This is a genomic window from Streptomyces polyrhachis (assembly GCF_042663125.1).
Taxonomy (GTDB): domain Bacteria; phylum Actinomycetota; class Actinomycetes; order Streptomycetales; family Streptomycetaceae; genus Streptomyces; species Streptomyces polyrhachii.
On record NZ_JBHSZO010000006.1, the window covers coordinates 37,817 to 58,407 of the forward strand.

The 20,591-nt window shown below is 67.8% G+C and carries 15 protein-coding genes and 3 pseudogenes; 5 read left to right on the forward strand and 13 right to left on the reverse strand.

The window, feature by feature from the left end; translation table 11 throughout:
* Window positions 1-2: 2 nt before the first annotated feature.
* Genes ACFQLX_RS05485 through ACFQLX_RS05505 form a run of 5 tightly spaced genes read right to left on the reverse strand, consistent with a single transcriptional unit; the run spans window position 3 to window position 5,264 of the window.
* Window positions 3-557: an FkbM family methyltransferase gene (locus ACFQLX_RS05485; protein WP_386412566.1), complete on the reverse strand. Its 555-nt coding sequence runs from the start codon at window positions 555-557 to the stop codon at window positions 3-5.
* Window positions 538-2,106: a hypothetical protein gene (locus ACFQLX_RS05490; RefSeq protein ID WP_386412568.1), complete on the reverse strand. Its 1,569-nt coding sequence runs from the start codon at window positions 2,104-2,106 to the stop codon at window positions 538-540. The genes ACFQLX_RS05485 and ACFQLX_RS05490 overlap by 20 nt, the downstream gene beginning before the upstream one ends.
* 7 nt (window positions 2,107-2,113) lie before the next feature.
* Complete coding sequence (locus ACFQLX_RS05495) at window positions 2,114-3,262, reverse strand: glycosyltransferase family protein (RefSeq protein WP_386412570.1); 1,149 nt, start codon at window positions 3,260-3,262, stop codon at window positions 2,114-2,116.
* A gap of 14 nt (window positions 3,263-3,276) precedes the next feature.
* Entirely contained in the window at window positions 3,277-4,593 is a 1,317-nt protein-coding gene (locus tag ACFQLX_RS05500; RefSeq protein WP_386412573.1) for a N,N-dimethylformamidase beta subunit family domain-containing protein, read from the reverse strand.
* The gene (locus ACFQLX_RS05505; RefSeq protein WP_386412575.1) at window positions 4,590-5,264 is read right to left on the reverse strand and encodes a class I SAM-dependent methyltransferase; all 675 of its coding nucleotides are present in this window, start codon (window positions 5,262-5,264) and stop codon (window positions 4,590-4,592) included. The genes ACFQLX_RS05500 and ACFQLX_RS05505 overlap by 4 nt, the downstream gene beginning before the upstream one ends.
* 244 nt (window positions 5,265-5,508) lie before the next feature.
* Between ACFQLX_RS05505 and ACFQLX_RS05510 the strand changes: the two genes are divergently transcribed.
* The 3 genes from ACFQLX_RS05510 (at window position 5,509) to ACFQLX_RS05520 (ending at window position 8,108) form a co-directional block, all read left to right on the forward strand.
* The gene (locus ACFQLX_RS05510; protein ID WP_386412577.1) at window positions 5,509-6,732 is read left to right on the forward strand and encodes a helix-turn-helix domain-containing protein; all 1,224 of its coding nucleotides are present in this window, start codon (window positions 5,509-5,511) and stop codon (window positions 6,730-6,732) included.
* Window positions 6,733-6,742: 10 nt separating this feature from the next.
* Window positions 6,743-7,279 (forward strand): NUDIX domain-containing protein, encoded by a 537-nt coding sequence (locus ACFQLX_RS05515; protein WP_386412580.1) that lies wholly within the window; start codon window positions 6,743-6,745, stop codon window positions 7,277-7,279.
* 70 nt (window positions 7,280-7,349) lie between these two features.
* Complete coding sequence (locus tag ACFQLX_RS05520) at window positions 7,350-8,108, forward strand: hypothetical protein (protein ID WP_386412582.1); 759 nt, start codon at window positions 7,350-7,352, stop codon at window positions 8,106-8,108.
* On the opposite strand, the pseudogene ACFQLX_RS05525 reads toward ACFQLX_RS05520, so the two are convergent.
* The 7 genes and pseudogenes from ACFQLX_RS05525 to casA form a co-directional block, all read right to left on the reverse strand.
* Window positions 8,102-8,997, reverse strand: a pseudogene (locus tag ACFQLX_RS05525) (ATP-binding protein); the annotation flags it as partial. The gene ACFQLX_RS05520 and the pseudogene ACFQLX_RS05525 sit on opposite strands and share 7 nt — an antisense overlap.
* Before the next feature lie 27 nt (window positions 8,998-9,024).
* A pseudogene (cas1e, locus tag ACFQLX_RS05530) lies at window positions 9,025-9,974 on the reverse strand (type I-E CRISPR-associated endonuclease Cas1e).
* A complete protein-coding gene (gene cas6e, locus ACFQLX_RS05535) occupies window positions 9,971-10,693 on the reverse strand; it encodes a type I-E CRISPR-associated protein Cas6/Cse3/CasE (protein ID WP_386412584.1) in 723 nt (240 codons plus the stop codon). Before cas6e ends, cas1e begins: the two are co-directional and overlap by 4 nt.
* Window positions 10,693-11,472, reverse strand: a complete 780-nt coding sequence (gene cas5e / locus ACFQLX_RS05540; protein ID WP_386412586.1) for a type I-E CRISPR-associated protein Cas5/CasD — start codon at window positions 11,470-11,472, stop codon at window positions 10,693-10,695. Before cas5e ends, cas6e begins: the two co-directional genes overlap by 1 nt.
* Entirely contained in the window at window positions 11,469-12,689 is a 1,221-nt protein-coding gene (gene cas7e / locus ACFQLX_RS05545; protein WP_386412588.1) for a type I-E CRISPR-associated protein Cas7/Cse4/CasC, read from the reverse strand. Before cas7e ends, cas5e begins: the two co-directional genes overlap by 4 nt.
* A gap of 104 nt (window positions 12,690-12,793) precedes the next feature.
* Window positions 12,794-13,585 carry a type I-E CRISPR-associated protein Cse2/CasB gene (casB, locus tag ACFQLX_RS05550; protein WP_386412591.1) on the reverse strand — a complete coding sequence of 264 codons (792 nt, stop codon included), beginning with the start codon at window positions 13,583-13,585 and terminating at the stop codon, window positions 12,794-12,796.
* Window positions 13,586-18,271, reverse strand: coding sequence for a type I-E CRISPR-associated protein Cse1/CasA (casA, locus tag ACFQLX_RS05555; RefSeq protein ID WP_386412593.1), 4,686 nt, complete (start codon window positions 18,269-18,271; stop codon window positions 13,586-13,588).
* 862 nt (window positions 18,272-19,133) lie between these two features.
* Here casA and ACFQLX_RS05560 point away from each other — a divergent pair.
* Window positions 19,134-19,364: a hypothetical protein gene (locus ACFQLX_RS05560; RefSeq protein ID WP_386412596.1), complete on the forward strand. Its 231-nt coding sequence runs from the start codon at window positions 19,134-19,136 to the stop codon at window positions 19,362-19,364.
* A gap of 85 nt (window positions 19,365-19,449) precedes the next feature.
* The gene (locus tag ACFQLX_RS05565; RefSeq protein WP_386412599.1) at window positions 19,450-20,127 is read left to right on the forward strand and encodes a uracil-DNA glycosylase; all 678 of its coding nucleotides are present in this window, start codon (window positions 19,450-19,452) and stop codon (window positions 20,125-20,127) included.
* A 226-nt stretch (window positions 20,128-20,353) separates the two neighbouring features.
* Here ACFQLX_RS05565 and ACFQLX_RS05570 read toward each other — a convergent pair.
* A pseudogene (locus ACFQLX_RS05570) lies at window positions 20,354-20,578 on the reverse strand (uracil-DNA glycosylase); the annotation flags it as partial.
* Window positions 20,579-20,591 lie beyond the last annotated feature (13 nt).

The following is a 20,591-nucleotide window of genomic DNA, read 5'->3' on the forward strand; positions in this document are numbered from 1 at the left end:
GGTCAGTCCCAGGGGCGGACGTCGACGTGGGCGCAGACGGCGGCGGCGACCTGCTCGTGCTCGGCCCGGCTCATGGCGGGGAAGCGGTCGTGGTGCCACTCGACGTAGAGGACGGAGACGAGGTCGATCGTCCCGTCGGCGAGCAGCTTGGTGAGTACGGGGTACTCGGCGCCCTCGATGTCCATCTTCACGACGACGCGGTCCTGCGGCGTGGCGGTCCGGCGAAGCCAGGCACTGAAGTCCACCGCGGGCACGGGCACGGGCGATTCGTAGTCGATCTGCTGGTCGTACACGGGTGGGACCCGCTTGCCGGGCATCACGGTGGAGCTCTCGTGGTGGCCGAGGAAGAGGTCGACCGTCCCGTCCTCGGTCCACACCGCGCTGGCAGAGACCTCGACCAGGCCGGCGTGCCGGGCGCGCTTCACGTTCGCACGGATGGAGGGGAGCAGGCTCGCGTTGGGCTCGAAGGCGTAGAAGTCGTGGTCCGGGAGGTCGTGCATGAAGCGCCGCAGTACGGTCCCGAGGTTGGCACCGCAGTCAACGAAGATCTTGCGCATAGGGTGTACTCCTGTCGAGGGCCGGAGGGTTGAGGTCGATCTCCCGTACGACGTGATCGGCGAGTGTGACGAAGTCGCCGGTCCGGGGGAGGTAGCAGCGCTCCACGTAGCGGACGGTGATACGGCGAACGGGCTCCTCGCCGCGGTAGGCGGGCAGATCGCCCCACCGGTAGAGCTGGCCCCCGGGTGCCTTGAGATGACGCAGCCACCGGGGGAGGGGGCTCTTGGGAGTGCCGGTGTTGAGGCGGGTGAACATGGCGGCCAGGAAGGCGACATGCTCACCCGACCGTTCCTCGTCCCGGTGTGTGCGGCCGTAGGTCTGCTTGAGCGCGCGCAGTTGGTCCCGGTCACTGCCGGCCTGGACGAGGAGGTCGCGACGTCGCAGGTCCCAGACGATTCCGAGATGGCCGTGGAGGATTGCCTCGTCCGTCAGGAAGTAGCCCTCGACGCGGCCGAACTCGCGCTCGTACGGGCACATGTAGTCGTTGTAGAGGCCCCGCGTCGCGCCGGAGACGGTCTCCACCTGCCAGTGCATCCGCGCGGTGAAGGGCGAGTCCCACCAGCCCAGGTGCCAGGGCTGCCACAGCAGATCGGCGGCGCTGAGGACGATCACGCAGAGCGCGATCAGCGCGGCGGGCCAGCCGAAGGCGCTGACACCTCCCGTATCGCTCAACAGGCCGACACCGACCGCGAGGCCGAGGTTGGCGGTGGCGTTCTCCCAGAAGAGGATGCCGGAGGCGAGGGCGATGACGACGTGGAAGAGCGCGGTCGCCACCAGGGTCGCGATCAGCAGTCGGCGGTCGAGGAACACGACGAGCCCGGCAGCCTCCACGAGCATCGTGAGGATGTTGACGGGACGGTCGAGGACGCGGGCTCGGCGCAGGAGGCGCGACACCCTCCGGGAGGGCAGGAAGCGCGCCCAACCCCAGGAGTACGCCGAGGCCATGAGGTAGTGCGTGCGGTTGTGCCAGGCCCACGACCAGGGCCGAGGCCCCAACCGGGCCTTGCTCCACGCCGGTTTGACGTAGTGCGACAGCGAGACGCAGCCGAGGACCAGCACCAGAGCGGCAGCGGAGTCGTGAGGCGACGGGGCGAAGAGAGCTGACACGAGGAACCAGGCGAGGTACGCCTTCAGCAGGCGCACCGGCATCATCGCGTGATGCTGCCAGCTGCGCAGCCTGCCGCAGCACACGGCGATCCACGCCAACAGGGCCGGAGTCCACAGACAGGAGGCGACCGCGAGGAGCAGCAGGAGCAGCTTGCTTCGACGCTGGGACGCGAGAGGGGCCGTGACGTTGTAGTCGCTCGTCGCGCCGCGCCAGGTCAGCAGGGCGATCACGGAGGCGATGAACCAGTGCAGCGGCCCGGGGACGGGCGGCGGACGGAGGGCCAGCGGGGCGATGACCGCGACGGACGCGCCCAGCACCACAGGCGTGGGGCGGCGGGCGAGGGCCCGTACCGCCGGGGAGACGCCGAAGCGGTAGCACGCCACGACAGCGGCCACGACCGCAGCGGTCGCCACGTACGAGGGAAGCGGGGGGGTGGCCATGGCCGGCCTACCCCGCGACCGGAGCGGGCATCGGCCCATCGATCGTCGACCTGCTCTCCAGGTACGCGGCGATGCGCTCCCGGGGATCGGCCAGGAGGTGCAGGTCACGGTGGCGCACGACGTTGTCGCGCAGCGACCGGGCGCGCGCGAGGAAGTCCAGGACGCTCTGCGCTTCGATGCGCGGGGCCGACGTACCCAAACCGGCCTCGTCCACGACCTGGGCGCACCAGTGCTGGTCGTACGTGGGTAACGGGACGAGGTGGACCGGCTTGCCGAGGACGAGGGCCTCGCTGATCAGGTTGAAGCCGGCGTTGGAGAACACGGCCTCGGAGCGGGCCATGTCCGCGATGAACGCCTCGCGATCGAAGGCGCGGACCTCCACCCGGGCGTCGGCGTACCCGCGCAGCGACCTCAGTTCCGACGGCTGCGTGTAGATCCGTAGCTTCCGGTCGGGGACGGACTGGCGGAAGATCGAGGCCAGTTGGCGGACTGACTCCTGCGGACCGTGGTCGAAGTAGCGGGAGAAGTAGGCCGTCGCGAGGGGCTCGATGGTGGTCGGCGCCGACCTGACGGCATCGGGAACGACCGGGGCGATGAACTCCACCTGCCGCCCCTCGGCGTCCAGCGGGACGTAGGAGCAGATGAAGGACCGGTCCACGCGCGGAGCGAAGTACCGCAGCCGCTGCTCGTCAGCCGTGCGGGCGTAGCGGCCGACGACGGGAAGGTCCAGGTGCCGGTACTTGCTCTGCTGGTCGATGGAGATGAGCGGCCTGTCGAAGTGATAGGCGAGACGCGGGGTGTTGGGCTCGTAGTCGGTGACGAACACGTCCGGGACGCCGCTGTTGCGGACGGCCCGGCGAAGTTGGAGATGGCGGAGGAGGCCTGCGGGTGCCTGCCGGAGGTTCGCGCGCACGGCGTCGCGCGCGTGGATCCGATCGCCGCGCGCGAGCAGGGTCGGCATCCAGGCGTCCCAGGCGGTAAAGCCGAGGTCGCGGAAGTACTCGGCTCGGCCGACCCCGTTGGTGACGATCCGGACGTGGTGCCCGCGGTCGCGGAGGAACTGGGCGATCACGCTCTGCCGGACGGTGTGCCCCATGCCGATGCCGTTGACACCGATGATCACGCTGAGCGGCCGTACGTTTGCGTTTCCGAACACGACGATCCCTTCGGTCAGGAGAGCCGGGTGAGGACGTTGCGGGTGACGGTGGCGACCCGGGGGTCGGTGGCAAGGAGGCGGGCCCAGTCGGTGGTGGCGGCGGTGAAGACCGTCCCGCCGGCGGTGAAGAGGCCGAGCGTGGCCGCGCGGAGGCTGGGCGTCGGCTCCCGGGCGGCGAAGTTCCAGTCCGGGGGGAGTTCGGCGATGCCGAGGATCTCGAAGTCCTCCGGGGTGCCGTCCCGGCCGGTGGGACGGGGGTGGCCTGCGTCGTCGTACTCGTAGGCCGCGCCGTCGCATTCGTAGCCGATCAGCGCCCCGTCGCGCCCGAGGACGTCGCCGGTGCTCAGGCCCGTACCGGAGAACACCCAGTGGCCCGCGTCCGTGACGGTGAACCCCGCAGGCCTACGGGCGCCGTCCCAGTGGCCGCCCCCGTTGCGGTAGCTCACGCCGAGCAGCGCGTTCTCCGGATCCGACTCCCACCAGTGGTTCGGGCATCCGTACGAGCGGTCGGGGTCGGTGCCGGCAGGGGCGCCGGGCGGGAACTTGTCGCAGGACAGCCCGGTCCCGTCCGGAGCGACATCGACGCGCCACCAGCAGGTGTTGGCCCCGAAGTTGGCGAGGTGGCCGCCGGCGTCCCGGAAGGTGGTCACGTGGCGTCGCAGGTCGGCGCTCCAGTACTCGTCGTGACCGGCGGCGACCAGGAGGCGGTATCTGTCGCGCAGGAGTAGACCCTTGTGGAGGTCCAGGTCGGTGCAGTAGTCGGCCTCGATCCGGTTGCGCTCCAGCCAGGCGATGAACAGGGCGTCCCAGTGCGCGAACGTCTGCCGGGGCGACGAGGGGTCGTACGCGTCCGAAAGCCCCTTCACCGGCCCGCCGACACCGCCTCCGGGGCGGCGCGTCGTGACCTGGGCGGCGCTGTACAGGCACCCGCCGCCCGCCGTGTTGTACGCCTGGTAGGTGAACGTCGGGACCTTGTACAGGACCCTGCGGCCGGAGGGTGCGGAGGGGGTGACGACCAGGAGGATGCGCCCCTCCCGGGCATCCAGCGGCGGCACCCCGGACGCGCGCTCTGTGCCCAACACCGCGATGTACACCCCGGAACGCCACTGCCGAGGAACGAGGAACTCGTATACGGGCCATTGCCAGTCCGCATCGAAGCGTCCGGGAGCGGCAGCGCGACCGGGCCACTCGACGTGCCCCATATGCTGCGGCACGGCTCCCCAGCGGTAGAAGTCGATGTGGAAGTGCGGGGCGCTGGTGGCGATGTGCAGGTGCGCCACCTCGCCGGCGCGGACACTCGGCCGGGACGCGTAGCCGTTAACGGTGGTCACGCGCCCTCCCGGGGACGGGCCACCCCGGACAGGTGGAACGCGTCGACCGCCTCGACGCGGGCGTCCCAACCCAGGTGGTTCAGTTGGGAGGTGAGTGCGGCGGCGCTGCGGAACACCTTCACGGCGAGGTGACGGGAGCCGTCCGAGAGAGTGCGCTGCACGGTCGGTACGGGAGTCTCGTACACCGTCTCCTCGATCTCCGCCTTCACCGGCGAGTCGTCGAGGAATACCACGCGACCGCCGGGGGCCAGTGCGGATCCGAGTACGTCCCAGAAGCGCTTCATCTCCACGGGCGGCACATGGCTGAGCCAGAAGGCGAAGAACACGGTGTCGTACCGCCGGTCCGCCTCCCAGCCGAAGACGTCCGCCTCGACGAAGCGCGTCGCGGTACCCCGCATGCGATCTCGGGCCCGGCGGAGCATCTCCGGCGCCGCGTCCACTGCGGTCAGGCTGCGAGCCCGGGGCGAAAGCAGCCGGGTCCACTGCCCCGTACCGCAGGCAAGCTCCAGGACATCGCCACCGACCGGCAACGTGTCAACGACCTTCGCGAGGCGCAGCATGCCCATACGGCTGCCGTACGCGTCGTCGTACTCGGCGGCCCGCGCCCGGTAGTAGGCGATCTGCCGTGCGGACCAGTCATCCGGACCGATGTGTTCCTTCGTCCCGATCACGCTGCGACCATCCCTTCGTGCAGCATGGTTTTGTGCATGGCGAACTCCGATCTCTCTGCCTGTAAGGGGGAGGGTGGGCCGGACGGGAGCCATAGCCAAAGCCGGTGGATTCGAAGCGAGTTGTGCGCATCCTCCGGCGGTGTTCTCGGTCTGCTGCGACAGTAGCCAGAGCGCCCGGGGACACCCCGGAAAAACCTTCCGGGGTCCACTTCGGCCACGAGGTGATGCTCAGACCATGCGAGGGATGACAGAGAACCTGACCACCGGCGAGCGCGTCGCCTGGTACCGGCGCCGCCGCGGCCTTTCCCAAGAGGTCCTGGCCGGCCTCGTCGGACGCACCACGGACTGGCTGAGCAAGGCGGAGAACAATCGGATCGCGTTGGACCGCCTCTCCGTCATCACCGCGCTCGCCGAAGCCCTCGACGTCTCCCTCGGAGACCTGCTCGCCGAGCCCACCCTCATGGAATGGTCGACCGACAGCGGCCACCGCACAGTCCCCGCGCTGCGCGCAGCACTCATGGACTACAAGCAGCTCACGCCCCTGCTGGGAGGTGCAGGGGATGAGGAACCACCCGCTCTGCAGGACCTTCGCGCGCACGTGGGCGAGGTCCTCGACGCCTACCAGGCTTCCCGCTACGGCCTCGCCACCCGACGCCTCCCCCTCGTCCTGGCCGACGCACTCGCCGCATCCCGCGCCTACACGGGCCGCGAGGGGGAGGAAGCCCATGCACTACTCGCCCTCACCTACCACGGCGCGGCCATGGTGCTGGGCAAGGTCGGTGAGAGCGAACTGGCGTGGATCGCCGCCGACCGCGGTCTGGCAGCCGCGCAGCACAGCGGCCGAAGCGAGGTCACCGCCTCCCTCTTCCGCGCGGTCACGCACTGCCTCCTGGCCACTGGACGCTCCACCGCAGCGATCCAGATGGTCAACGACGCGGCCGCTGTCATGCAGCCCGAACTGGGCAGTGCGAGCGACGAGTACCTCTCGGTGTACGGCGCGCTGTTCCTCACCGGCGCGATGGCCGCCGCACGATCGGAAGACCGGGCACACACGCGGACCTTCCTCCGCGAGGCCGACGAGACCGCACAGCGACTCAGCACCGACGCCAACCACCTGTGGACAGCCTTCGGTCCGACCAACGTGGCCATCCACCGCGTAGCCGCCGCCGGCGAACTCGGCGACATCCAGATCGCCGCGGACCTCGGACCACGGATCGACACCAGCGGCATGCCGGTGGAGCGACGTGCGCGGCACAGCCTCGAAGTCGCCAGAGCGCTGAGCGCCTGGAACCGAACCGACGAAGCCCTGACTATCCTGCTGGAAGCCGAACAGGACGCCCCCGAGCAGGTTCGCCACCACTACATGAGCCGAGAACTGGTCATCGGCTGGATACGCGGTACCAGAGGACGCCCGTCGCGCCCCGTGGCAGACCTGGCCCGCAGACTCCGCATCGTGGCCGGCGGCTAAAGTCCCACCCGTGAGCGACAACGAGCACGAAGCGAAGATGGCCCACCCCCGCATGGCGGCCGGCGCTCTGTTCTTCGACGAGGCGGATCGGGTCCTCCTCGTCGAGCCGTCGTACAAGGACTACCGCGAGATCCCCGGCGGATACGTCGAGCAGGGCGAATCGCCCCTCCAAGCCTGCGTACGCGAAGTCCACGAGGAGCTGGGCATCAAACCCCCCATCGGCCCCCTCCTCGTCGTGGACTGGGCCCCCCATCCGCGCGAGGGAGACAAGATCCTCTACCTCTTCGACGGCGGCCGCCTGAGCACCGACCACCGCCAGCGGATCACACTGCAGGCCGACGAACTCCGCAGCTACGACTTCCACCCCACCGACCAGCTCCCGACCCTCACGATCCCCCGCCTCGCCCGCCGCATCACCGCCGCAACCCACGCCCGCGCGAACGGCGTGACCCTCTACCTGGAGCACGGGGAATCCGTTGCTGATCTTGTGACTGGTTGTCGGGCCATCGCAAGCGGCCAGGAGAGAGGTCAAGACAGAGAGAGGTGAGACCCGGTAGCGTTGTGATCTTCGGTTGGCGGAAGCCGCCTGGAGTCCCACCGAGGCTGTGCCGACAACGATGAACCTCGACGACACTCCCACGCGGCTGCGACTCGATCGTGCTCTGGACAGCTTGGACGTCACCTTTCGCGGAATGACCGCCCGCAGCGACGAGATCCAGTGCGACTGCCACTGGGGCAGCGAAGAAGAGCTCGCGCAATTGAAGGTCCCGGATGTGGTGCTCGACCCTGACCTTCTGCGGCGCACCTGGGCCGCCCCCGACTGGAACGACCACGGCGCGGTGTTACGCCGTATCCTGCCGCAGTTCGCCAGGGCGCTGGTCAACGGCCTCGTGGAACCCCTGTTCGGCATGCATGAGGTCGGGCGTTCGTTCGCTCGCGGCCACTGGCAGCAGTGGCCCGCGCACCAGAGCGCGGCGGTGTGGGAGTTCCTGCGCGCCTGGTGGGCTCACGCCCTCGCTGAATCGGATCCCGCGGTCCCGGTGCATGAACTCCTCGCGCTGTGTGCCGAGGCATCTGCCACGCTCAGCCCCTGGCTCAACACCTGGGAGGCGCTCGAACACCGCGTTGCCGACCGGCACCTGGCCGAAGCGGCTGCGCACTGGGAGTACGACCTGCTGGGTGATCAACTTCCGTGGGATGCCTGGGATGACGCAGCTTCCCTGCGCACCGAGCTTGCGGCCTGGCTGGTCCGCCACACCCCTGCGCGGCTTCAAGCCCAGGGCGTTCCAGAGGAACTGCTTCACCGGATACGGCTCATCGGACTCACCGGCTCCGCCCGCTGGGAGGACCCACACTGGCCCAACCACTGCTACTGACATCCGAGGTGCTTCAGTTTTTGTGAACACGGCGGTGTCTGAAGACGGTCGTCCGTATCGAACAGCTCCCGCTCGACCGGATGGAGGACGTGCTGGGTGACGAAGCTCCTGCCTGCGACCTTCCACAGCCCGCGGCCCTTGGTCAAGGCGGCCACGGCCTGGGTCTCGACGCCGGTGAGGCCCAGCAGGGTGGCTGCGGTGGTGAGTTGGTCGGGTTCCTGGCGGTAGATGATGCGGGTGGAGCAGTCGGCCAGGAGGCCTTCGGCGAGGACTCGGCCGCGTGAGCCGGCGTCGCCTGCGCTGAGGAGGTCGCTCAGGCGGTGGATGATCATCAGGTTCGCGATGCCGAGTCCTCGGGAGAGTTTCCACTGGGACTGCATGCGCTCCAGCAGGCCGATGTGGCGCATTACGCGCCACGCCTCGTCGTAGATCACCCAGCGCCGGCCGCCGTCGGGGTCTGCGAGGGCGCTTTCCATCCAGGCCGAGCACAGGTCATGGCCAGGACGAGGGCGGTGTCGTCGCCGGTGTTGCCGAGGCGGGAGAGGTCGATGGACAGCATCGGCGTGGTCGGGTCGAAGGTGACGGTGGAGGGGGCGTCGAACATGCCACTCAGGTCACCGTGCACCAGGCGGCGAAGGGCGTGCGCGAGATCCTGCGCGGCGCTCCCCATGCGCCCGGTCTTCTCGCCCAGGGCTCGGTCGAGGCGCTCGGGTGAGGCGAGGGCGTACGCGATCTCGCCGAGTAGCGGAACCGTCCCACTGGCATCGGATTCGGCGACGACCAGGTCCATGGCGAGGTCGAGCGCCGTGTGCTCCATCGGCAGCAGGTCGCGCTTGAGGACCGTACGGGCCAGCGCGGCCAGGAGCAGGAGGCGCCGCTTTCGGACCTCCGCGGCAGTTGGCAAGGACGATGACGGTCACCAGATCGGCTCGTCTGTGCCGTAGTTCCACCCGCCTTCAAGGTGTGACCCACTGTCCGACTGGAGGGTCATGCGATCGCGGTCCGCCTCTTCCGAGGCGCGAGCTCGGGTGTAGCCCAGCAGGTTCGTGATGTCCTCGACGCAACGGTCGTGCAGTCCTGTTCGGTTGATGCGGTCGCATAGCGCCCTGCGAGTGCGGGAGGCGATGTCTTCCGTGCCTGGGTGGCGGCATCGAAGGCCGCGGGAATGGCGATTTCCGTCTTGTACAGGTCGGCCATGTCCAGGACGAAGGACCGTTCGTGGCCGGAGTGGACGAAGCCGAGAGTGGGGAAGCAGCCCAGGGCGGGCACGACGGAATGGGCGACGCCGTACATGCACTGGGCGGCGGCGGTGGTGGCTGGTTGGGCGGATCGCCTGCCGTGAAGTCGTCCTGGTGGTACTCCCGACGGTGTCAGCGGACGCCGGTGCGGACGGACTCGCGGCGGTAGCAGTCCTTGAGGCGGTGGCCCTTCATGCTGAGGAGCTGTTGCCGGGATCGGCTGGCAGGGTCCTTGTCGGGAAACCTGAGGCGGTACATTCCGCGAGCGACTTCCAGACGTGTGCGCATTCGCCCATGCCGATGCCTGGGCCTCGGCCAGCCTGGACGATCGGGTCAGTGCGGGTCCGCCTGCGTAGAACCGCACGCCGTGTTTGCCGATCCAGGCCACGCCGGCGCCGCATTCGCCCAGCAGTGCCATGGCCTGGTGGGTGACCCGTGTGCCGGGTCCCAGGAGCAGAGTGCCGATGGCAGCGGAGGGGACATGGGTCACACCGTCCGCGTCGGTTGCCGTGATGGCGTTGTCGTCGCGGTGAATCGTGCACCGCTCCAGATAGACGAAGGACAGACGGTCCTCGACTCTGGTGAGTTCACGGGGAGTGGAGGCCGGCCGGCGGCCGGCGGTGCTCACCGTGTGCTCACCGGGGTGAGCGTCATCAGTCCACATCCGTAGGCCTTGGCTTTTCCGAGTCCCTGCGTGAGCGTGCGCCGGAAGACGTCCGCATCCGTGATGCGCAAGCGTCCGTCGTACGTGACCCGTATCAGACGGACGTCATTGCGTCGCTGATTCTTGATGCTCCCGCCGAACTGGAGAGGACGTTGATCGCGGACGATCAGTTCGTGCTCGTCCCCTGATTGCGTCAGTTGTTTGTCGGCCGGCTTGCGGAGCACCTCGAAGCCTGATTTCCCCTCACGCTCCAGCAGCCATCGCATTTGGTAGTGGGGTGTGACATGCGCGGTGCGGCGGGTGCGGTCTCCTGGCGCGTCCTGCGGAAGACGGATGTTGTGCACCGGGTTGGCCGTGAGCCGGAAGGCCCACGTGTCGCCTGTGCCGAGCGCTTCGAGGAACTCTCCGTAGGTGAAGGTGGCCCAACCTGGCTCGTCAAGGGTGGGCCAGCCCGCCTGCTCGACGAGATGTGTCAGGTCAGGGCGGGAGGGGCTGACGATGTAGAGCTGGGTCTGGGTCTGATTGTCGCGGTCGACGCGCCACAGCACGCGGGGGCCTTGGGCATCGCGTGCAGGCAATTGGGGGAACGACATGTTCACGGCGCCGTGCAGGAGATGAGGCGACCCCAGTAGCCGCCGCGCGCCGGAGCGAGCGGTGTTGAAGCGGAATCGGGTGAGATACATCAGTAGATCCTCGGGAGTCCAGATTCCGGTGAGGTGGCGTTGGTGATCCCCGGAGACGGGGGCCCGGGAGGTGGATCTGTGGCCGGCGGGAGCATGCCTGTCGGGTCATGTGGCGGGGCGGTTCGGCTGCCCCGCACGCCGCGCGGCGCGAACCGGCGGTGGCGTGGGTCGAAGCTCAGTGGTGTGTCGCGCAGGGAGACGTCGGGTGCCTCACTGGGCGCGCAGTCGATCAGGATGTCCAGGTCCTGGCCCGCCGCGGGTATTCCGGGAGTGGAATGTGTGCCCTTCTGGCTGGCGTACCAGTCGGCCGCCTGCCATTCGGTCTCCCGCAGGGCCTGTTCTAGGGTGGTCTCCTGGGGCGGGCCCACGGTGATGGGCCGTGACGGCGGGCAGGAGCGGCGGCCGAGGTACGGCAGGAAATACGGTGAGAGAAGCGCCTCGTAGAGTTGCTGGAGTAGATGTGCTTCGCCTTCCACCGCTGCGAGGAAGACCGCGTCCGCGAGGTAGAACCGCTCCGACAGGGGCATGGCCTTGCCCGAGTCGGAGTGGTGGGCTGTGTGGAAATCGCGTATCCGTGTGCCGGGTTGATCGATCCGCACTCCGAACCTGAGTGACACCAGGTCGGAGACGTCCTCGCTCCGGGCCCGGCCCAGTGTGGCGGCGAGCATGCCGATGACGCCGCTCTTGGTGGGCGCGTTCTCGGTGCTGCGACGTGCGAATCGGGCAGCGGACCCCCATGCCTGAAGGGGGCCGGCCAGACGCAGGAGCAGCACGGTCACGACGTGGACCCCTTCGCATTCAAGCGGGCGGCGACGGTGTCCTCCACGGCTTGCATCAGCACTTTCAGGGTCACCGCCTCGCCGAGGCCTTCGAGTGCCTGCGTCTCCGCGCCGACGCGGAAGACCCAGCTCGGTTCGGCGTCGGGAACTCCGTACTGGTGCTCCAGGTCGGGTACGTAGGCGGCGAGACGACGGCAGCTCTCTTCGACGTAGCCTCCGTGCTCTCCTCGGAGCACAGGCTTCTCGAAGGCCCCGACGAAGCTGATGGGGCGCTTGGAGCGGATCTTGACGATCACTGCCGCCGGCAGCGTGTGGTGGCCGAAGCTGTTGATCTTCCCAGTCGGCAGCGAGGTGATGAACGCTTCGAGGAAGGCGCTCGCCGCCTTCTGCACCGGGGTGGTCAACTCCATGTCCTCCTGGAGCCCGGAGCCGAGGTTCCTGTGCAGCTCGTCGATGTCGACAGCGGCGTAGCGGTAGAACGTCGCCGAGTTGAAGTCGATGGAACCGATCATTCCCGCGCCGGACTCGTCTTCCCTGTTCCGGTCGTCCACGGCGGTGTAATAGTCCGATTCGAATTCCGATTGGTGCACGCTGAGGGCGTGAGCCACCTGGGTAGCACCCTCGATGTTGAGCCCCGGCGAGTCGGCGACCATGCGGCCGAAGAGTGCGATATCCACGGAATGACGACTGTCGACGGCCTGACGGACGCGTGTCTTGAAATCGGTCTTCTTGGCGGCTTCTTTGAAGGACTCCGCGTCACCTTCAGGGGCTTTCTCAAGAGCGAGGGAAGCGAGGCTGTCCAACTGCCTTTCGCTGAGGAACATCAGGTACGGAGATTCGGGACTCGGGCCCTGCTCATCGCCCGAAACGGACTTTCCACGTCGTTTCGGTTCCTCAACTTTGGAGCCGGTGGCGGCTCGCATCACCTCGGCGGCCAGCTCCAGAACTGCGGTGCTCTGATCGCGCAAAGATGGTTGCAGCGCGGTAATGTGCTCCGCCAGCGCCTCGGCGACCTTCTTCGTGCGGACGCCGAGTTCCGACGGGGGGAGTAGATCACTGAACGCCGTGCGCGTCGCGCGCTTCCACGCCTGACTGGAGACCCGAGCGCGGCGGACCCCACCGAACAGGGCGGACTTGGGTGTTCCGGTGTCGTCGCGGTTTAGGTTGCTGGGCGGCACGGACTGTAGAATGTGCACGTCGAGAATGGTGCGGGTCAACGGAATTCCCCTCGGGATCGGTTCTTGGAGCTGATACGGGAGAGCACAGATGAAAGGCCCGAGACGGCCTGCTGGCGCAGGATGAGGACTCGGCCCGGGCGGCTCTACTCCTCGGAAGCGGACTTACCCCCGGTGCTGTAGCGAGCGGACACGTGAAAGTCCCGGCCCCAGGCACGGCGAACCTCCGCCTGCCGGGAGACGTCCTGCCATGCACACACCTGATCGGCCAGGCGGGCGTAGTCCAGAGGGATACGGGCGTCCCGTAGCAGCAGCACGACCTCACGCAGTCTGAGGCTGAGCATCTCGAAGGAGGTGGAGGTTCCGATGCGCACGAACCGCTTGCGCAGCGTCTCGTTCATCTCCAGAGCGGAGACGGTCAGCGGACGTGCCTCCGTCCCCTCGGCCTGCGGCCGTCGTTCCTGGATCAGTTGCCGGACCGACCGGCCCAGCCCCCAGGCATCCGCGTGCATATTGTCATCCTTGACGGACTGCTGGTGGACAGCCCACAGGGTGACGGCGAGGAATACCGCCTTCTCCTCCTGAAGTTGGCGCTGCTCGCTCATTCGCGTCGTCCTGGAGGACGGGGAGGGAACCTCGGCGAGGTTCCCGGGCTCAGTTTCGCGGAGGGAAGCCTCCTGCTCGCGGATCGTGGCCAGTTCTTCGAGGCCATCGGTGCCCCAACTGTCCGGAGCCTCGTGTGCCGTTTTCCCGACACCCCGGCGAAGACGGGCAAGCGCTGCTACGGCGCTGGACTCATCACGCCGATAGCGAGATTGCAGACGCCTGATACAGCTTGCCGTCGCCAGTCCAGAGGTACGCAGAGGCGGTCGGCGCAGACCGCTGTTCGAATCGTCGCGCGGGGCGGTTTCGGGTGGTGGTGCGCTGGTGGGTGACACTCAGTTACCCTCCTTCGAGTTGTGAGGCGGTGGGGGCAGCACGCGATGGAGGTGACGCCGGAACCAGACCTCCGCGCGGGCGTCATTCACCCACCGGCGTCCCATGCCAGGAATATCGGCGATTCGACCCTCGGCGACGGTGCTTCCCGCGGAGTCCAGCAGAGCCCGGCTGAGCCCGGCGACCTCGTTCCGGACAATGCTCTGCCAGCTCTCGCGGGCCTGGTAGGGGTCGACACCCGGAACAAGGGTCACAAGCCATTTCCGGTAGAGGCCGTCGAGCGCCCCGAAACCCAGGTCGCGAGCTGTTTCGCCGGCCGGATCGGGCTGGGAACCGACAGCGCGGGCCAAATTTCCTGCCAATTGACTCAACGCCGTCACCGCGCTCTGTGCGTCGTGCACGGCGGCGACAGCGGTGGCGGCGAAAGCCGGATTCTCCTCGTGCAGCAAGACCGCGGGTAGGACTACCGAGTCATCCACGACCTCGTCCACGACTGACTGCTGAGTGCCGTAGACGACGCCTACCAGCCGCAGCCGAATCATTGACCTCTGATCGATGGCACCTTCCGTGATGAGCATCGAATACCAGGACACGATGCCCGCCGTCAGGGACTCGGGAATGCCGCGTCCCGTGTCCTCGGTACCGGTGCGTCGCGCCGGAAGCAGAGCCCCCAGACCCCGCCAGGCCGACTGGCTCGGATCATGCTGACGCGGCATGTAGATCACCGGTCTGCCCTTCTTCTTTTCCTGTGCCGCGCTGCGCCTCCAGCCCGACATGGGCTCCAGCTTCCAGTGCGCTTGCGCGGTCAGCGGATCGCCGTATCCCAGCACCACTCCGGTCACGGCCTCGCCGTCCGTCTGCAGACGGACCCGCCGTGACTGCCAGGTGTACAGGTCGCGCAGGCCGGCGGGCCCGCGCGCAAGGCGCGCTTCATCAGCCGCGGACGCACTCGCCGGAGGTCGCCGCCAAGCCGGCACGTCGTGGTCTCCGGGCTGACCGCTGTCGACGATGCCCTCGTCCCGGGCAATCAGATTGAGCAGCAGCGTCTCATGCAGGGTTCCTCCCTCAGCGAAGAGGCCGCCGAGTCCGCCTGCCGAGCCGACACCGAGCGGGTACACCTTCCCGGCCTTCGCCCGGGAGTCACCCACCATCCCGGACTTGATCCCAGACGGATCGTAAGCATGCGCGTGAATGAGCCAGCGCGCCGCCTCGGCGCAGGAGAGGCGATCGACGCCGGAACTGCGCATGGTGAAGAACGGATCACCATTGGGGACATCTGCCACGAGCCTGTTGAGAGAAGCGATGTCGTCCTTCGCCGTTCGGAGTCCCGCAACCTGGAAGAAGGGCGCTTCGGCGTCGAACAGATCGAAGCGGCCTGCTTGCTGCTTGAGATATGTGCGGACCGGGGCGAACGGATCGTCCGACTCCCACAACTGTGCCCAGTCGTCCAGTTCTTCTGGTCCATCCAGAGCATCGTGGAGGATCGCGAGAAGCACTCTCAGCAGGGCGAAGTCCTGGGTCGGCAGATCGCCGACGAGACGTTGGACCTCGCGAGCCTGGTCGAACAGCTCCGCAAGCGACATCTCGACCAGGCTTCCGTCCAGCCGCTGGACCGGAAGCCACGGGGACGTGACGAGATTGAAGGACGGCGGCCCCGGCGGAACGGCGGGCTCAGCGCTCACCGCCTGCTCACCCCGCTCCGAAGGCATTGCGAGACCCGCGTGAGCCGCTGTTCCCTCATCTGGTGCTCCCATCGTCTCCTTCGGACCCGATGGCGACGTGGTGGTACGGGAGGCTCTCCGGCCGCTCTGCACGCGCAGACCATCGGCCTTGCTGTACACGAGATCGAAGCCTGCCAGACGGGTCTGACAATCCTCATCGAGAATCAGCAGCAACTCGCCTGCCAACCACGGGCATTCCTTCACCTGCCAGGCCGGCACCAGGAAGCGTTCCAGCTCTTCGATGGTGCGGTCGATCACCCCCGGATGGGTGAGCAGTCGAGGAAGGGTGAGCGCACTTGCGGCCACCGCTTCCGCGGTGTGCCGGTCCGGAGGAAAGTCGAGATGTAGCGCCAGGCCGCCCCGCCCACGCGTCAGCCACGGCACCGTAGTGAGCGAGCCGTCTCGCAGCCGCTGTACGACCAGCACTTCCAGACTCTCCATGCTGTCTCGCACCTGTGCTTTGCCCGTCCGGTCGTCCTCGGCGTCGCCCGCGTTGGGCCCGAGCCAGCCATAGACCGGGCGCCCCGCCCGTTTCACGGGTCCGAGCAGGAACGCCTCCGCCTTCTGGCGCTTGTCGGCCAGGAACGTCAGGTGCTCGATGCGAGCTGATTCGAGGGCCTTGGCCCAGGTGAGTTCGCCGACCTGTGTTTCACCGTAGGCGGTCTGGACGAGCGGGCTGATGTGGTCGGGAAGCAGCAGTGGCGTGCCGTCCAGATGGGGGCCGAGTACGGCCAGGGACCGGAGGAGGGCGTGGCGGCGGTACACCGCCACGGAGCCGCGTACGGGCTGCGGCAGATCGCCCTCCCAGTCGACTCCGGTCACCAGACACTGGGCGGAGGCCAGGCGGGGCGGTCGCGTACGTGGATGACGGTGCAGTCGTCCGAGTCGCTGGAGTATCAGGTCGACCGGTGCCAGATCGGTGACCAGCAGGTCGAAATCGACGTCGAGCGAGACCTCCACGACCTGGCTGGCCACTACGATGTGCGGACCTTCGGGCCGTTTTCCCGTTGGGCCGAAGACATCTCTGAGTTCCGCGTCTCTGGCTGCCCGGTCGGCGGCCAGGAAACGCGAATGCGTGACGGTGACGTGCTCCGCTCCGAAGCGGTTCCGTAGCACCTCCGCGGCATCGAGAACACGCTGCACGGTGTTGCGCACCACCAGTGCACAACCGCCTTCCCGAAGCTCCTGCTCCAACCGGTCGGCAAGATGATCCAGACCATCGTCCAGCCGCTGTATCCACACTTCCGTGCGGCGTCCCGAGGCGGCGGGAGGCTGCGCGTACATGACCGGATGCCCCGGCGCGACAGCAGTGATCAGCGGATAGGCGCCGGGAGGCGTTTGTACCGCGTCGACCGCCGGGGCTACACCCGCATAGCTGGCCGCAAGCGAGCGCCGGCGCTCGGCGGGAAGCGTCGCTGACAATATGACTACCGGGACACGGTAGGCCGCCAACCACTCCAGAACACGGTCGAGATAACGGCCCATGTACGCGTCGTAAGCGTGAACCTCGTCGATGATGACGACCTTCCCGGCCACTGCCAGGTGCCGCAGTGCCAAGTGCCGGCTCTTGAGACCGGCGAACAGCACTTGGTCGACCGTCCCCACCGCGAACGAGGCAAGCAAGGACTTCTTGCGGCCACGCAGCCACTGGTGGGCCTGCAGCGCAGCGGGCTCGGCGCGGGATGAGCGCACACCGCTTAGTTTCTCCGACCGATCGACCTCGACGGCGGCGATCGTGCGCCGCCCGCGACGCAACAGACCCGACCACACCTCATCCAGAGCCGCCTTAGCGTGAGCCAGTACCACCGACCTGGACCCTTCGGCGGGCTGATGCTCCAGCCATTTCAGAAGCCGGGGAAACATCGCGTCGCCCGTGGCGCGAGTGGGCAGCGCTACCAGGCACCCGCCGGCTCCGCTCCGCGCGGCCAGTATTTCCGCGACCGCGAAGGCGGCCTCGGTCTTCCCTTCCCCCATCGGTGCCTCGATCATCAGCAACCCCGGAACCGGCATCTCCCGTGCCAGCCGCACAGCCTCGGTCTGCACCGGTCGGATCTGTGAGTCGGGGGGGAGGTCGAAGCGTTCGGCGAACAGCGCCTCCGCAGTCTGCGACGGCATCGCGGGGGCCCACGGTCCGGGGAGATCCAGACCTTCCCACGCCGCGCGAAGACGCCGAGCCTCCCCGGTCGGTCCGGCAGGGGCCCAGGAATCCGGATCGTAGGGGAAGAGCTCAGCGGAACTGGCTATCCAGTCCGACACGATGGTGATCGCGGTCAGGAGCACCTGCACCGGTTGAGTCAGGCGGACGGAGGCCCACTGATCCAACGAGTTTGTGACGCCAGCCAGTTCGGCGCACCCGTCCAGCAGCTCCTCCTGGACAGAACGCCATACGTCGTCCGCGGCCCCCGGGTGGCGCAGTAGCCAAGGCCTGACTTGCAGATCGTGGATCTGCTGATGGTCCGGGGGCGTACCGTGATGCCCTCCCGCCACCACCGCGAACTGACCCGACACTCGTGATGACATTCCGTACCGTGCTCCGAGCCACTCCTGAAGCAGGAGCTGACCCGCAAGCCCATGTGGCGCCAGGCGGCGGTCGGCACCGTATCCGGCGGCAGATCGCATGTCCAACCCGGCGTCGCGCATACCCTCGGCGAGGTGATCAACTTGGCAGGCGAACGCGCAGGTTGCCTTGCCGATGTCGTGAACTGCGGCGAGGAAGCCAACCAGCCGCCGAGCACCCTCTGCACCCCCCGGTGCTCCCTCGGCGATCAGTGATTTGACGTTGGCGGGCAGCCACTCGTCCCAGAGCTTCCCTGCGACTCCGGCGCTGTCTGCCATGTGCCGCCACAGGGGCAGCCAATCGTCATCGTCCCGATTGTGCTTCGCCCATGCGGTCCGGGCTGCCGAGGACAGGTGAGCGAAGGTGGTTGCCTGGGTTGCTGTTCCTCGAACCGCGTCTGCATCAGACATATCTGCCCCCTTTCGGTGACCGGCCGTCAGGTTGGTCATCGGTGGCGAGCGCGCATCGACGCCGCCTGGCTCGTCGGCAAGCCCAGCCGGCCGACGCCGCAATTCGCTCACGGCGTCGGCGAGCTGGATCAGTCAGCAGCGGGCTTGAGTCTCGGTGCGACCAGCACCACGACGATCAGGACCCCGCCCCACGCCAGCAGTGTCTGGGGAGACGGGGAGGTCGGGCAGGACGCGACGATCGCTGCGACCACCGCATACAAGGTGGTGGGCGACTCGGAGGAGCCCCCTGAGCTGGGGCTATTTGCTACCATAGGTGGGTTCCTTCTGGTTCGTTAGCCGGTAAGGACAGGCCGGGTTCGCCCTCCTCGCGCACACGAGGATCCATGGCGGGCCCGGCCGTTTTTAGTGTGAGCTGTCCGCCATGCAGGAGCAGCGTAGCCCTCCATGGAGCTGCCAGGTGACGTCATCGAGATACTCATATGACAGCCCCTCCTCGACTTCAACTCCAATCGTTTGGATTAGGGAGCCCGCGAGTCAGCATCCTGTCGAACTCTGGTCCGCGGATGGGATCTTGCGGAGAGTTGTAAAGGTGTGAGGACGTCAACCTCACGACTCTGATGCATTTTCGATCTTGGATGACCGTACGTCGGCCTGAATAAACCCCGCATGTGCAGGGACCACGGTGGGGGCTCTGGGCGCCTACCGCTCCAATCGGGGTCACCCCCGCATCCGCGGGGACCGCACTGTGCGCACAACCGAAGGGCGCAATTTAGGGACCACTTCCACACGCGCGGGAACCACTCTATGGCCAGGGCTGAGCCTACCTCTGCGGCGGGACCGGGCGGTCCCTCACCGGTCAACTGTGGCCGAGATCCAGCCTCGCCGACTGGCAGAGTTGACCAAGACGCGGGAACTGGTGACCAGGCGCCTGACCTCGGAAACCGAACGGCTCCTCTCCGATGCCGCAGCGGCTTCGGAGAGGGAACGGAAGGGCGAGAAGCCCAAGGAATCCTCCGAGCATCTCCGCCGCAAGGCTGCCGAACCGGACATACGTCTTCATAAGCGCCTCGCACTGCTCGACCAGCAGCAGTAGATGTCGGCGAAGCCACCGCGCATCCTGACCGCCGCGCTGATGCTGCCCAGTTCGCATGTCAGAGCAGCCCAGTAGGGTGAAGATCATGGCAGCACAACCATTGAACGCACTCGTCGAAGCCGGATGGGCCGACGCTCTCGCACCTGTGGCCGGGCGGGTCGCCGCCATGGGTGACTTCCTGCGCGCGGAGATCGCCGCAGGCCGTACGTACCTGCCCGCGGGGCAGCATGTCCTGCGGGCCTTCCAGCAGCCCTTCGAGGAGGTACGGGTCCTGATCGTGGGTCAGGACCCGTATCCGAGCCCGGGGATGGCCATAGGCCACAGCTTCGCCGTCGCGCCGGACGTGCGCACGCTGCCGGGGAGCCTGGAGAACATCTTCCGCGAGCTGCAGTCGGACCTCGGGGTGCCGCGTCCGTCCAACGGGGATCTGACGCCCTGGACCCAGCAGGGCGTCCTCCTGCTCAACAGGGCTCTGACCACCGCCCCCCGCAGTCCGGGGGCCCACCGGGGCAAGGGATGGGAGGAAGTGACCGAGCAGGCTATCCGTGCCCTTGCGGCGCGGGACAAGCCGCTGGTGTCGATCCTGTGGGGGCGCGACGCCCGTAACGCACGTCCCCTGCTGGGGGATCTGCCGGCGGTCGAGTCGGCGCACCCCTCCCCGATGTCGGCGGACCGCGGCTTCTTCGGGTCGCGTCCGTTCAGCCGGGCGAACGAGTTCCTGGTCCGGCAGGGGGCGCAGCCGGTCGACTGGCAGCTCCCCTGAGCGCAAGCTCCTCCGCACGCTAAGAGCGGGAAGCCTCCGCTCGTGCGGAGGCTTCCCGGACGGCTACCGCCCTTCCTCCTGGGCGGCTTCGTCCAGCGCCTCCAGGAGTCGGTGCAGCTTGTCGTCGGGGAGATCGGGTGCTCTACGCGTCCAGTGGTCCACCCACTCGTGCGCCGTCATCATGACTGCTAGCATTCCGTTCCGGATACAAAGATCTTGGAACTCGCGCGTGCCCTGGAGTGGGATACGGGTCCTGGCCCACGACGAGGACCCGTACCTCGTCGAAGGGCTGTTGGAAGGCGCGTAGGACGTGTGCGCCGGCCGGCAGGTATGTGCGGCCCGCGGCGATCTCCGCGCGCAGGAAGTCGCCCATCGCGGCGATGCGCGGGGCCACCGGGTCCAGGGCCTTCGCCCAGCCCGCTTCGACGATCTCGTGCAGTGGTCGTGCCATGGTCGTTGACCCT

Coding starts and splice junctions, on each gene's coding strand:
- cas6e (WP_386412584.1), bottom strand. CDS start 10,693: ATGTATCTCACCCGATTCCGCTTCAACACCGCTCGCTCCGGCGCGCGG.
- ACFQLX_RS05490 (WP_386412568.1), bottom strand. CDS start 2,106: ATGGCCACCCCCCCGCTTCCCTCGTACGTGGCGACCGCTGCGGTCGTG.
- casA (WP_386412593.1), bottom strand. CDS start 18,271: ATGTCTGATGCAGACGCGGTTCGAGGAACAGCAACCCAGGCAACCACC.
- ACFQLX_RS05510 (WP_386412577.1), top strand. CDS start 5,509: ATGACAGAGAACCTGACCACCGGCGAGCGCGTCGCCTGGTACCGGCGC.
- ACFQLX_RS05485 (WP_386412566.1), bottom strand. CDS start 557: ATGCGCAAGATCTTCGTTGACTGCGGTGCCAACCTCGGGACCGTACTG.
- ACFQLX_RS05520 (WP_386412582.1), top strand. CDS start 7,350: ATGAACCTCGACGACACTCCCACGCGGCTGCGACTCGATCGTGCTCTG.
- ACFQLX_RS05565 (WP_386412599.1), top strand. CDS start 19,450: ATGGCAGCACAACCATTGAACGCACTCGTCGAAGCCGGATGGGCCGAC.